This is a genomic window from Pseudoalteromonas sp. SWN166 (assembly GCF_015864485.1).
Taxonomy (GTDB): domain Bacteria; phylum Pseudomonadota; class Gammaproteobacteria; order Enterobacterales; family Alteromonadaceae; genus Pseudoalteromonas.
The window spans coordinates 1-12,068 of the sequence record NZ_JADYXB010000061.1; the positions used below are offsets into that span (position 1 = coordinate 1).

Below are 12,068 nucleotides of genomic sequence, written 5' to 3' on the forward strand. Positions count from 1 at the left end.
ATCAAGTAACCAATGACTAAGCATAAAAATACCCTCATAATCAAAAGATGATAAGGGTATTGTGAAGCAACCAAAAGATCGGTCAACCGATCAAAAATACCTTAACTGATCGGTGTTAGCCTTAGTCAGCGGCTTTTTTGTGTGTTCAATTAACTAATTTAAAGAACTAATTAAAGAAAGATAGCACTTACTTGGAATAGTTTTTCTACAACGGTAATGTGTTTTTTGTCGATTAAAAACATGATGACATGATCGCCCGACATAATAATTGTATCGTCGTGGGCTATCAGTACATCGTCATTACGTACTATTGCGCCAATAGTGGTACCCGCTGGAAGTTTTATATCGGCAATTGCACGGCCAACCACTTTAGATGTATTTTCATCACCATGGGCAACGGCTTCAATAGCTTCTGCCGCACCTTTACGCAGTGAATACACATTAACAATATCACCACGTCGTACGTGAGTTAATAGCGCTGATATAGTGGCTTGTTGCGGTGATATGGCAATATCTATTTCGCCGCCTTGTACTAAATCAACGTAAGCTCCACGTTGAATAAGCACCATGGTTTTCTGTGCGCCCATACGCTTTGCAAGCATGGCCGACATAATATTTGCTTCATCGTCGTTGGTTACGGCAATAAATACATCAACTTGTTCTATATGTTCTTCTGAAAGTAGTTCTTGATCAGATGCATCACCACAAAAAACGACCGTGTTGTCGAGCATTTCTGAGAGCTGCTCGGCACGTTCTTTACTGCGCTCAATTAATTTAACGGTGTGATTTTTTTCAAGTGAGCGGGCAAGGCCTGCACCAATGTTACCGCCACCAGCGATCATAATTTTTTTGTACGAACGCTCAAGTTTTTGTAGCTCGTTCATTACTGCGCGTATATGTTTTGTTGCGGCAATAAAGAATACTTCGTCGTCGGCTTCAATAACGGTGGTACCCAGTGGTTTGATTGCTTTACCCTGGCGATAAATAGCGGCAACACGAGTTTCTACATTAGGAATATGTTCTTTAAGTGCTGATAACGCATAACCTACTAATAAACCACCATAGTAAGCTTTTACGGCGACTAACGAGAGCATGCCATCGGCAAACTGCAATACTTGCAGAGCACCAGGGTAGTCAATTAAACGGCGAATATACTTAGTGACCAGTGCTTCTGGGGCAATGTAATGATCGATTGGTAAATCATCGTTTTGAAATAGCTTTTCGCGGTATTTTAAATATTGCTCTGAGCGAATGCGGGCAATTTTAGTGGGGGTTTTAAAAATACTGTATGCCACTTGGCATGCAACCATGTTCACTTCATCTGAGCTGGTTACCGCTATAATCATATCGGCATCTTCAGCGCCTGCACGGCGTAATACATCAGGATGCGCACTGTGGCCCATAACCCCTTGTAAGTCGTACTTATCTTGAAGTTCACGTAATCGGTTACCGTCTATATCAACAACGGTAATTTCGTTTTGTTCGCCAACTAAGTTTTCAGCAAGCGTAGCACCAACTTGCCCGGCACCGAGTATAATTATTTTCATTATTTACCCGTGGTATTGACCATAATTTAATTAAAAAAATAGCCATTTAATATTTCATAAATGGCTAACTATTCAGTGTACGGCTATTAGGCTTTTTTAACTAGTTTAGCGTAATAAAATCCATCACTTTCACCGGGTAATAACTGCAAACCAGGAGTTGTTACGGTATCGTTTTCGTGTAGCGGAATATGCTCTACGTCATCGTTATTAGCTAAAAACTTAGCAACTTGCTGTTGGTTTTCTTGTGGGAGTACCGAACACGTAGCATATACCAATGTGCCGCCTGGTTTTAACAGAGGCCAAATACTATCAAGAATATCGCTTTGTAATTTAGATAAGTCTTCGATGTCTGATGCGCGACGTAACCATTTTATATCAGGGTGACGGCGAATTACGCCAGTAGCTGAACAAGGTACATCAAGCAAAATACGATCAAATAACTTTTCGTCCCACCAAGTATGTGGTTGTGAAGCATCGCCACATTGTAGGTCTGCACCTAAGCCAATACGCGTTAAGTTTTGTTTAACACGTTCAAGGCGAGTTGCGTCGCTATCAAGTGCAAGTACTTCTGCATCAGCAAGCTCTAATATATGACATGTTTTACCGCCAGGTGCTGCACAGGCATCTAAAATGTAGTCATCTGCTTTAGGTTCTAAAAAGCGTGCTGCAAGTTGGGCTGCTGCATCTTGTACTGAACATGCACCCGTATCAAACTCAGGCAATGAAAATACATCGCGTGGTTTGGCAAGCTTAATCCCATCTATAAAGTCTGGGTTTAAGGTATGTTCAATGTCGTTAGCGCTAAGCATATCGCTGTATTCTTGCGTACTAAATTGCGATTGATTTACACGTAACCACATAGGTGCTTGTTGTTGGTTTTCTGCAAGTATCTCTTCCCAGCTATCTGGATAGGCTTCTTTAACTTGTTTGATAAACCAATTTGGGTGGTTGTATAAGCACACAGGGATCAGCTTTGCTTTTTCTTCAAGTTCGCTTTGTTGGCGCTGAAAACTACGTAAAATGGCGTTTATTAGCCCTTTTAATCCTAAAGCGCGCAGTTGAGCCAGTGCGTTTACCGTTTCTGAAATGGCAGCATGTGGTGGTACGCGCATATGCTGTAACTGATAAATACCCACGTATAATAAAAACTGAAATATTCTACGTTTACCTTTTAATGGCTGCTCTACTAAGTGTTGGCAGTAATTTTCAAGGCTAGGTAAGTAGCGTAAAACGCCGTAACAAATTTGCTGTAGCAGCGCTTTATCTTTAGGCGGCAAGCCTTGGCTTGCAAATGGAAGTTCTTGATTAAGCGATGCGCCTTTATCAACTACGTTATATAAAGTTTCAGCGGCAAGCGCTCGTACATTTGGAACATTACTCATTGTTTTCGCCTAATATTGTGCCAGGAGTAACCCAGTCACTACGACCATTTAAAAAGTCGTTAATTGCCATTGTTTTTTTACCTTGCGGTTGTAATTGCGTAATACATAAAGCATGTTTGCCACATGCTACTACTACACCATTTTTGTCGCTTGATAAAATTTGCCCAGGATCACCTAATTGCTGCACAACCTGCGCTTGATAAATCTTTACTGTTTGCCCACCCATTTGGGTAAAGCACACTGGCCATGGATTAAAAGAGCGAATGTTTCGCTCAATTTGCAGAGCACTCATTGACCAGTCGATATTAGCTTCCTCTTTAGAAAGCTTTTTAGCGTAGTTAGCAAGTTCATCATTTTGAGGCTCAGGCGTGATCTCGCCATTTGCTAATTTATTAATGGTTTCAATCAACGCGTCTGGGCCTAGCTCAGCAAGTTTTGTATATAAACTTTCGCTTGTTTCGGTGGCGCTAATAGGGCAGCGGCTTATATGTAGCATATCGCCGGTATCTAGCCCTTCATCCATTTGCATTATTGTTACGCCAGTTTGCTCATCGCCTGCCCAAATTGCGCGTTGAATAGGTGCAGCACCGCGCCAGCGCGGTAATATAGAACCATGCACATTTAAGCAACCTAATTTTGGGGCTTCTAATATAGCTTTAGGTAAAATTAAGCCATATGCTACAACAATCATAATGTCGGCGTTTAAGCTTGTTAGCTCAGCTAGTGCTTCATCATTTTTTAATGATTGAGGCTGAAAAACCGGTAAGTCGTGCTCAAGCGCTAGCGCTTTAACTTCACTGGCTTTTAATTTTTTACCACGACCCGCAGGGCGGTCTGGCTGGCTATATACACCCACTATTTGGTGTTCGCTTTGAATCAGCGCTTGTAAATGACGTGCGGCAAAGTCCGGCGTACCGGCAAATATAATGCGTAATGGTTGAGTCACTGAGTTTTCCTAAGGTGCTTATTACTGTTCTGCAAACTTGGCTTCTTTTTCAAGCTTTTTACGAATACGTTGGCGCTTTAATGGAGATAAGTAATCAATGAACAGCTTACCTTGAAGGTGATCTAGTTCGTGTTGAATACAAATAGCCAGTAATTCATCTGCATCTAGTACAAATTCTTCACCGCTTTCGTTAAGTGCAGCGACTGTTACTGTTTCTGCGCGGTCTACTTTTGCGTACGAGTTAGGTACTGATAAACAGCCTTCTTCGCTAACGGTAGAGCCGTCTTTTTTGATAATTTGTGGGTTAATTAATACCAGTGGCTCATCGCGCTCTTCTGATACATCAATAACGACTATTCGTTGATGAATATCTACTTGCGTGGCTGCAAGCCCAATGCCATTTTCATCGTACATTGTCTCTAGCATGTCTTTTACAATTTGACGTACTGTGTCGTCAACTTGTGCAACATCTTTTGCTATAGTACGTAAACGCTCATCTGGAAATCTTAAAACTTCTAACCTAGCCATAGTTACCTTTTTCACTTGTGCTTAATTTAGGGTATTGTATGCTCTTATTTTAGCCATTCGCGTTCACCTTTAACAGGTTTTGGGCAATAATAATGAAAAAACAATACAAGGAAGCTCAATGAAATCTCCATTACTTGCAATCATGCTTACGTTAAGCGCTGCGTTTCCCGTAGTCGCTGATGTACTTAAAATAAAAAAAGATGCTCCAAAACAGTATGTTGTAAAAAAAGGCGATACGCTTTGGGATATTTCTGGCATCTATTTAAATGAGCCTTGGCTCTGGCCTGAACTTTGGCAAATGAATCCACAAATTGACAACCCACACCTAATTTACCCCGGTGATGCATTGGCGCTTATATACGATGCCGATGGAAACCCACGTTTAGTCATCAATAAAGGCTATAGAAAATTATCTCCTCAGGGGCGTATTACACCAAAAGGGCGTAATGCTATTACTACCTTGCCGCTTGAAATGATTAAACCTTATATCAGTTACGAGCAAGCAATGAACAGTGACGATATTAAAGGTAAGCCTTATATTTTAGGTGCTAACGAAAATACTAAAACACAAACGTTAGGCCACATTTTATATGCTAAAGGCGACTTACAAGTTCATAAAGCGTATGCCATTTACCATAAGGGTGACCCTTACACAGATCTAACCGGTGAAGTATTAGCAACACGTGCTTCTTTTGTGGGTATAGCACGTGCCTTTAGATCGGGTGATGAACACAATGGTGTACCTTCGTCGTTACGCGTTGAATCGGTGAAACGAGAAATTCAACAAGGTGATTTTTTAATACCAGCAATGGAAGGTCAAATGCTTCCAGCGTACTTTAATATACACCGTCCCTCTGAGCCTGTAACAGGTAATATTATTGCTTCTCCACGCCACGTTAGAGAATTCAGCACAATGGATGTTGTAGTGCTAAACTTAGGCAGTGAACAAAATATAGAAGAAGGTCATGTATTAGATCTAGAACGTCAATCGCCAACGGTTATTGATGGCCCTCGTGGCCCTCGTTACCCAGAAGATTCTAGTAAATACGAGAAGCTTTTATCTGATGCAAGCCAATTATTTGGTGGTGAGTCTGACGAAGAAAATACAACGTGGACTATGCCTAAAGAAAAAGTTGGCGAGCTAATTGTCTTTAAAGTGTATGACAAAGTAAGTTATGCATTAATAACTAAAAACCAGCACCCAATTCGCATTGGAGATATTGCAGTTATTCATTAAGAAGTAGCGAGTCGGTGCTCTAGGAGAGAGCATGGATCAGTCATCTGGCAAGCTAGCCCACTGGCTTGCCTTTTATATGTGTAAAGGGTTGGGTATAAAAACCCTTTTAGCATTATCTACACATTATTCCCTTGGGTCGTTATTCGACTTACCCCATGACAAGCTTTTAAAGCTTGGATTAACTGCTAATCAAGCGAGTAATTTACTCAACACTAATTGGCAGCAAGTAAATCATTATGAGCAATTAATTGCGCAGCAGGGCATTACCGTAGTCTGTATTTTTGATGCGCTCTATCCTGAGGATCTTCGGCAGATTGCCAGCGCGCCTTTATTACTATTTTGTAGAGGTGATGTCTCGTTATTATCTACGCCGCAAATTGCAATAGTAGGAAGTCGTAATGCGACACCCACCGGACTTGAAATAGCATCAGAATTTGCATACGAATTAACTTTGGCTGGTATTACAGTTACCTCAGGTATGGCAAGAGGGATAGATGGTGCTGCGCACAAAGGCTCTCTTGCTGGTACGGGTAAAACCATTGCTGTGCTCGGTACTGGGGTTGATATTTACTATCCCAAACGCCATAAACTATTAACAGACCAAGTTTTAGAAAGCGGCCTGCTGGTGAGTGAGTTTTTACCCGGAACAGCTGCTAATGCACATAATTTTCCGCGTCGTAATCGTATTATTTCTGGGTTATCGTTGGGAGTGCTTATTGTTGAGGCTGAAATTAAAAGCGGTTCGTTAATAACAGTACGTTATGCGCTTGAGCAAAATAAAGAGGTGTTTGCAGTACCGGGTTCTATCAAAAACCCGTTAGCGCAGGCAAGTCACTTTTTAATAAAGCAAGGCGCTAAGCTAGTAGAAAACGTAGCCGACATTCTTGATGAGGTGAGTTTTACTTACGACAGTAACTTAGGTAATAAAGAGCAACCGATTCAAGCCAATTCTCAATGTGAGGTTTTAAATAGTATTGGCTTTGAAGTCACCAGCGTAGACGACATTGTACGTCGTGCTCAGTGGCCCATAGACAAAGTACTCGCTAGATTGCTCGATTTAGAATTAGACGATCAGATTGAGCGCGTGCTAGATGGTTATATTAAGTTAAGCGCAGGAAGGTAATATGTTTGATATTCTTTTATATCTTTTTGAAAATTACATTCATAGCGAAGCGGATATATTTGCCGAGCAAAATGAGCTAACCGATGAGCTACTGCGCGCGGGTTTTAATAAGCCTGAGATATTTAAAGCTCTCGATTGGCTAGAGCAACTGGCCGACTTACAACACAGTGACGAATCTCCTTATTTAATAGCTAACCCTAAATATGCCGTGCGTATATTTACCGATAGCGAGTGCCAAAGGCTCAGTGCTGAGTGTCGTGGCTTTTTAATGTTTATTGAGCAAATAGGCGTTATTAACAATGTGACTCGTGAAATGGTAATGGACTGTTTAGCCTCACTCGATAAACCAAGCATAAGTTTAGAGGATTTAAAATGGATTGTACTTATGATTTTATTTAATGTTCCTGGCTCTGAGGAGGCGTATGAGCAAATGGAAGATTTGATTTTTGATGAACCCAGCGAACTTCTTCATTAGAGATAATTATCTTAATTGTACTCAAATTACTTAAACGGATAAGCACGGCATTGCTTGTATCTTTAAGTGGTTTGGGTATATTAGGCGAAAATTCACCAACCTATCAGGATCACCATGAGTAAAATCGACCATTCGCTTTTCTCGGCGAACAAGCACGCCCTCGAAAAAGAATACGAGATATGCCCACAGTGTGGTTCAGAGTTAGTGATCCGCAATAGTAAATCAGGTCCTTTTTTAGGATGTGCAAGTTATCCTAAATGCGATTTTATTAGACCGTTGGCACATCACGATAGTAATGAAATCAAAATATTAGAAGATTCAGCATGTCCTGAATGTAGTAAGCCGCTGGTGGTTAAAAATGGCCGCTATGGTATGTTTATTGGGTGTACGGGTTATCCAGAGTGTCATTACATTGCTAACGAAAATGAAGAAAAACAAAGCGAAGACACTTTACCTAGTTGCCCAAAATGTAAAAAAGGTCATTTAGTCGCGCGTAGTAATAAGTTTGGTAAAGTATTTTACTCTTGTGATTGCTACCCAAGTTGTAAATACACACTTAATAACAAACCGGTCGAACACCCTTGCCCACAATGTAATTGGCCAATCGTCATAGAAAGAAATATGGCAAACGGTACATTATTGCAATGCCCACAAAAAAGTTGCATGCATAAGCTCGCCCCAACTGAATAACGTTTAATTATATCTGGAGACTACTTTGTCAGACCTTTCAAATACGCCCACTGCAACAACATGCTTAACGCAAGGCGAAGTTATTTTATACCCAACAGAAGCTGTATATGGTTTAGGTTGCGATCCAGATAATCAACAAGCCGTTGAGGCACTATTAGCTATTAAGCAGCGCCCGGTTGAAAAAGGGCTTATTTTAATTGCTGATAATTACGGGCAGTTATTAAAATACGTAGACGATGCAAAAATACCAATGGATAAACGCGCTGATATTTTTTCCAGTTGGCCTGCTGCAATTACATGGGTTATGCCTGCTTCTAAAAATACGCCTAAATGGTTAACTGGGCAGTTTGATACGATTGCTGTAAGGGTAACAAACCATCCAACAGTAAAGCGTTTATGCCAAGAGTTTGGTAAGCCGCTAGTATCAACCAGTGCAAACTTAACAGGGCAAGAAACTGTTATTAGTATTGAGCAAGCTAAAGCGCAATTTGCAGAGCAAGTTGGTTTTTACGTTGACGAGCCGTTAGGTGGCAATACTCAACCAAGCACAATAAAAGACGCCATGACGGGCAAAATATTTAGAGGTTAAAATGCAAAGCGAATTATTAGATCAAGTAAAAGCATACTTTATGGCTTTGCAAGACACTATTTGCCAAGGTTTAGAGGCAGCAGATGGCAGCGCTAAATTTATTGAAGATAATTGGCAGCGAGCCGAAGGCGGTGGTGGTCGTACACGTGTAACCACAAATGGCACTGTAATAGAGCAAGGTGGAGTTAATTACTCACATGTATTTGGCGCTTCAATGCCAGGCTCTGCAACAGCGCATAGGCCAGAGCTTGCAGGGCGAAGCTTTCATGCATGTGGTGTGTCGTTAGTTATTCATCCCAAAAACCCTCATGTACCAACAAGTCATGCCAATGTGCGCTTTTTTATAGCTGAAAAAGAAGGCGAAGACCCAATATGGTGGTTTGGTGGAGGATTTGACCTCACTCCTTTTTACCCAGTATTAGAAGACGTACAGCATTGGCATCAAGTTGCTCATGATATTTGCGCACCATTTGGCGGCGAAGTTTATCCAAAATATAAAACCTGGTGCGACGAGTACTTTTATTTAAAGCACAGAGACGAGACGCGCGGAGTAGGCGGTTTATTTTTTGACGACTTAAACGAACTTGGCTTTGAAAAGAGCTTTGCGTTTATGCAATCGGTGGGTAATGGCTTTTTAGATGCTTATATACCTATTATTGAACGTCGCAAAAATGATGAATACACAGAGCAACAACGTGATTTTCAGCTTTATCGTCGCGGACGCTACGTTGAGTTTAATTTAGTATGGGATAGAGGCACTTTATTTGGATTACAAAGTGGCGGACGCACAGAGTCTATATTAATGTCTATGCCACCACTCGCACGCTGGGAATATAATTATAAACCAGAGCCAAGTAGCCCAGAAGCTAACCTATATCAGTACTACTTACGCCCGCAAGAGTGGCTAACTAGTCAACCAAGTGAGCTGATAGCCAGAGAATGGCAATTATAATAATTATACAGTAATCAAAATGGCGCTAATTAGCGCCTTTTTGCATTGTGGCTAAATACAAATTTAATGCTGGTTAATCATGTGCGTTGCTAGTTGAGAGAATGATTGCTTTAAGCCTTCACGTAACAACGGGTTGTCTATTTCTATATCCAGCGTTTTATTCATGCAATACATCCACTGATCGCGCAATGCTTTATCTACAGTAAAAGGCATATGGCGTTTACGTAGCATTGGCTGGCCATGTTTTTCTGTAAATAGGTTTGGCCCGCCTAACCAACCAGATAAAAATTCAAAAAATACTTGGCGAATTCGATCTAATGGCAGAGGATGCATATCATATAACGGTTTAGCGTATTCATCTGACTCCATTATGTCGTAGAATCGATTGGCAATAGCGCGCGCTCCTTTTTCTCCACCTATTATTTCGTACGGTGTTTTTTCAGGAGTAGGAGCCTGTTGTTCGGGAGCTGGCTTAGATTTAGAAAAAAGTCGTTTAATCATATTACTTATCATCGTTAATAGGCAGTATATAGCTGCAAAGAGGTTGCTTTAAAATGGACAAATATGCGGTTTTTGGAAATCCAATTAAACATTCAAAATCCCCCGCGATACATAAACAATTTGCTGTATCACTGGGTGAGCAAATCGACTATCGCGCAATATTAGCACCTATCGATAACTTTGAAAAAACAGTATCGTCTTTTTTTGAGCAAGGTGGTGTTGGCGCTAACGTTACAATGCCATTTAAAGAGCAAGCCTATGCAATGGCTGATGAGCTTACGCCATTAGCTAAAATTGTAGGGGCTGTTAATACATTAAAAAAACGAGATGATGGCACATTACTCGGTGATAACACAGATGGTGTCGGTTTTGTTAACGATTTACTTGCTAATAAAGTAGCTATTACTAACAAGCGTATTTTAATTATTGGCGCGGGCGGTGCAGCTCGAGGCGTTATTTTACCTTTGCTAGAGCATAACCCTCAGGAAATAATAATCGTTAATCGCACAGCACAAAAAGCTAAAGAACTCGCAGAGCTATTTACTCAATACGGACCTGTATCTGGCTTTGGCTTTAATGATTTACCAGTAAGCGATTACTCACTAATTATAAACTCTACATCTAGCAGTATGAATGATGAGCTTCCAGCACTTGATGAAAAACATATAACTAATTGTGAAGTTGCTTATGACATGTTTTATTCACTGCAAAATACTATTTTTATGAACTGGATTGCACAGCACAATATTAACGCTAAGCTTTTAGATGGCAGCGGTATGTTAGTGGGCCAGGCTGCTCAAGCCTATTATGTATGGCGCAATAAAATGCCAAAAATACTTCCTGTAGTTGATGCACTAAAACAAGGGGCGCTTAAATGAACCAAGCAATACAATTTATAGATAGGCTAGAATTTAGAGAGCCCGATCATCAGTTAGTATTCTTTGCACAAGTTAGTGGCATGCTGGTGGAGTGTGTAATAGAAGTAAATAAACTTAAATTAACAGACGAAAGCCATGCAACAGAGTATTTTGAAAAGTACCGTTTTGATTACGAAGAGCGTGCCGAGGAGCTTATCGAAGAAGAAAGTTACAACTCGGCAGGTCAGATAGAAGTAAGCTTATTGCTCTAAGTTAGCGATTTCAGCTAAATACTCATCTTTAAGCGATACGTAGTTATCGGCAGATATTTTTAAAAAGGCAAGTTCTTGGTCTGTAAGAGGGCGAGCTTGCTTAGCTGGGCTTCCTACATATAAATAGCCAGACTCTAAACGCTTGTTTGGAGGCACTAAAGAACCTCCTCCAATAATAACATCGTCTTCAACAACAACGTTGTCCATAATAATAGCGCCCATACCCACAAGTATACGATCTCCTAGTACGCATCCGTGTAGCATTACCTTATGACCAACAGTTACATCGTCACCTATAATAAGTGGGTAACCATCAGGATTGCTTTTAGTTGCACGAGATAAATGCAATACACTGCCATCTTGTATATTTGTACGCTCACCAATACGTATATAGTTAACATCGCCACGTGCAGCTACTAATGGCCACACACTACTATTATCACCTAAAGTAATGTTACCAACCAAAACCGATGAATCATCAACATAAACAGACGCATTAAATGAAGGAGTAACACCTTTATAAGAACGAATTGCCATAGTTAGTACCTTTTAGATCATGATTATTAGTATTTGAGTGTATCAGCAAGGTGATTTTTGTACCATACAGTGCACTGTTTGGTTACAAAACTATCAGTTTCGGGGTGTTTAGTTCAGATACTAACCGAACAGCATCTTTTTTTACTTTTTCTTTAAAAAAGTGCTTGCGTAAAAATATGATCTCCCTATAATGCGACCCCACTGAGACGGGAAACGCCAACGCATAGCGAGGCACGAACTACCTCAGAGAGTTAAATAAAACTTCGGTTTTAAATCTTCCAAAAAGAAAATTTAAAACTAAGTGTTGACTTGAAAAATAAAGGGTGTATTATTCGCATCCCTTGAGACGCTAAAGCGACTCAAAACGTTCTTTAACAATATAAAGCAATCATCTGTGTGGGCACTCGTACAGATTGAGTTCTAACAGCCAAC

At 40.5% G+C, this 12,068-nt stretch carries 14 protein-coding genes; 8 read left to right on the forward strand and 6 right to left on the reverse strand.

The genetic code is table 11. The features are described 5' to 3' along the window. Positions 1 to 170: 170 nt before the first annotated feature. From trkA to def, 4 genes are all read right to left on the reverse strand, one after another. Positions 171 to 1,547, reverse strand: a complete 1,377-nt coding sequence (gene trkA / locus I6F49_RS19525; protein WP_004335170.1) for a Trk system potassium transporter TrkA — start codon at positions 1,545 to 1,547, stop codon at positions 171 to 173. Between the two features lie 86 nt (positions 1,548 to 1,633). Next, entirely contained in the window at positions 1,634 to 2,929 is a 1,296-nt protein-coding gene (rsmB, locus tag I6F49_RS19530) for a 16S rRNA (cytosine(967)-C(5))-methyltransferase RsmB (RefSeq protein WP_197120021.1), read from the reverse strand. Then, positions 2,922 to 3,875 carry a methionyl-tRNA formyltransferase gene (gene fmt, locus I6F49_RS19535; RefSeq protein WP_197181685.1) on the reverse strand — a complete coding sequence of 318 codons (954 nt, stop codon included), beginning with the start codon at positions 3,873 to 3,875 and terminating at the stop codon, positions 2,922 to 2,924. The genes rsmB and fmt overlap by 8 nt, the downstream gene beginning before the upstream one ends. Positions 3,876 to 3,896: 21 nt before the next feature. Continuing rightward, positions 3,897 to 4,403, reverse strand: a complete 507-nt coding sequence (gene def / locus I6F49_RS19540; RefSeq protein WP_197181686.1) for a peptide deformylase — start codon at positions 4,401 to 4,403, stop codon at positions 3,897 to 3,899. Between the two features lie 118 nt (positions 4,404 to 4,521). On the opposite strand from def, the gene I6F49_RS19545 reads away from it, so the two are divergent. The 6 genes from I6F49_RS19545 (at position 4,522) to hemF (ending at position 9,469) form a co-directional block, all read left to right on the forward strand. Next, the gene (locus I6F49_RS19545) at positions 4,522 to 5,640 is read left to right on the forward strand and encodes a LysM peptidoglycan-binding domain-containing protein (RefSeq protein WP_197181687.1); all 1,119 of its coding nucleotides are present in this window, start codon (positions 4,522 to 4,524) and stop codon (positions 5,638 to 5,640) included. A 31-nt stretch (positions 5,641 to 5,671) separates the two neighbouring features. Beyond that, positions 5,672 to 6,763: a DNA-processing protein DprA gene (dprA, locus tag I6F49_RS19550; RefSeq protein WP_197181688.1), complete on the forward strand. Its 1,092-nt coding sequence runs from the start codon at positions 5,672 to 5,674 to the stop codon at positions 6,761 to 6,763. Position 6,764: 1 nt separating this feature from the next. Continuing rightward, on the forward strand, positions 6,765 to 7,238 hold the full coding sequence (locus I6F49_RS19555) for a DUF494 family protein (protein WP_197181689.1): 474 nt from the start codon (positions 6,765 to 6,767) through the stop codon (positions 7,236 to 7,238). A 114-nt stretch (positions 7,239 to 7,352) separates the two neighbouring features. After that, positions 7,353 to 7,928 (forward strand): DNA topoisomerase family protein, encoded by a 576-nt coding sequence (locus tag I6F49_RS19560; RefSeq protein ID WP_166421555.1) that lies wholly within the window; start codon positions 7,353 to 7,355, stop codon positions 7,926 to 7,928. A 25-nt stretch (positions 7,929 to 7,953) separates the two neighbouring features. Continuing rightward, positions 7,954 to 8,517 carry an L-threonylcarbamoyladenylate synthase gene (locus I6F49_RS19565; protein ID WP_197181690.1) on the forward strand — a complete coding sequence of 188 codons (564 nt, stop codon included), beginning with the start codon at positions 7,954 to 7,956 and terminating at the stop codon, positions 8,515 to 8,517. 1 nt (position 8,518) lies between these two features. Further along, complete coding sequence (gene hemF, locus I6F49_RS19570) at positions 8,519 to 9,469, forward strand: oxygen-dependent coproporphyrinogen oxidase (protein WP_197181691.1); 951 nt, start codon at positions 8,519 to 8,521, stop codon at positions 9,467 to 9,469. A gap of 63 nt (positions 9,470 to 9,532) precedes the next feature. Here the strand turns inward: hemF and I6F49_RS19575 are convergent, their stop codons facing one another. Beyond that, positions 9,533 to 9,970: a group II truncated hemoglobin gene (locus I6F49_RS19575; protein WP_166421949.1), complete on the reverse strand. Its 438-nt coding sequence runs from the start codon at positions 9,968 to 9,970 to the stop codon at positions 9,533 to 9,535. Between the two features lie 53 nt (positions 9,971 to 10,023). On the opposite strand from I6F49_RS19575, the gene aroE reads away from it, so the two are divergent. Both aroE and I6F49_RS19585 read left to right on the forward strand, forming a co-directional pair. After that, positions 10,024 to 10,848 (forward strand): shikimate dehydrogenase, encoded by an 825-nt coding sequence (gene aroE / locus I6F49_RS19580; protein WP_197176801.1) that lies wholly within the window; start codon positions 10,024 to 10,026, stop codon positions 10,846 to 10,848. Further along, entirely contained in the window at positions 10,845 to 11,099 is a 255-nt protein-coding gene (locus I6F49_RS19585) for a DUF1488 family protein (protein ID WP_197176803.1), read from the forward strand. Before aroE ends, I6F49_RS19585 begins: the two co-directional genes overlap by 4 nt. Here the strand turns inward: I6F49_RS19585 and I6F49_RS19590 are convergent. Then, positions 11,088 to 11,636 carry a gamma carbonic anhydrase family protein gene (locus I6F49_RS19590; protein WP_197181692.1) on the reverse strand — a complete coding sequence of 183 codons (549 nt, stop codon included), beginning with the start codon at positions 11,634 to 11,636 and terminating at the stop codon, positions 11,088 to 11,090. The genes I6F49_RS19585 and I6F49_RS19590 overlap by 12 nt on opposite strands. Positions 11,637 to 12,068: the final 432 nt, after the last annotated feature.

Bases quoted from the DNA above. Each gene is read 5' to 3' on its own strand.
- rsmB (WP_197120021.1), bottom strand. From the start codon at position 2,929: ATGAGTAATGTTCCAAATGTACGAGCGCTTGCCGCTGAAACTTTATAT.
- aroE (WP_197176801.1), top strand. From the start codon at position 10,024: ATGGACAAATATGCGGTTTTTGGAAATCCAATTAAACATTCAAAATCC.
- I6F49_RS19560 (WP_166421555.1), top strand. From the start codon at position 7,353: ATGAGTAAAATCGACCATTCGCTTTTCTCGGCGAACAAGCACGCCCTC.
- dprA (WP_197181688.1), top strand. From the start codon at position 5,672: ATGGATCAGTCATCTGGCAAGCTAGCCCACTGGCTTGCCTTTTATATG.
- I6F49_RS19585 (WP_197176803.1), top strand. From the start codon at position 10,845: ATGAACCAAGCAATACAATTTATAGATAGGCTAGAATTTAGAGAGCCC.
- I6F49_RS19590 (WP_197181692.1), bottom strand. From the start codon at position 11,636: ATGGCAATTCGTTCTTATAAAGGTGTTACTCCTTCATTTAATGCGTCT.
- def (WP_197181686.1), bottom strand. From the start codon at position 4,403: ATGGCTAGGTTAGAAGTTTTAAGATTTCCAGATGAGCGTTTACGTACT.
- hemF (WP_197181691.1), top strand. From the start codon at position 8,519: ATGCAAAGCGAATTATTAGATCAAGTAAAAGCATACTTTATGGCTTTG.
- trkA (WP_004335170.1), bottom strand. From the start codon at position 1,547: ATGAAAATAATTATACTCGGTGCCGGGCAAGTTGGTGCTACGCTTGCT.
- I6F49_RS19555 (WP_197181689.1), top strand. From the start codon at position 6,765: ATGTTTGATATTCTTTTATATCTTTTTGAAAATTACATTCATAGCGAA.
- I6F49_RS19545 (WP_197181687.1), top strand. From the start codon at position 4,522: ATGAAATCTCCATTACTTGCAATCATGCTTACGTTAAGCGCTGCGTTT.
- I6F49_RS19575 (WP_166421949.1), bottom strand. From the start codon at position 9,970: ATGATTAAACGACTTTTTTCTAAATCTAAGCCAGCTCCCGAACAACAG.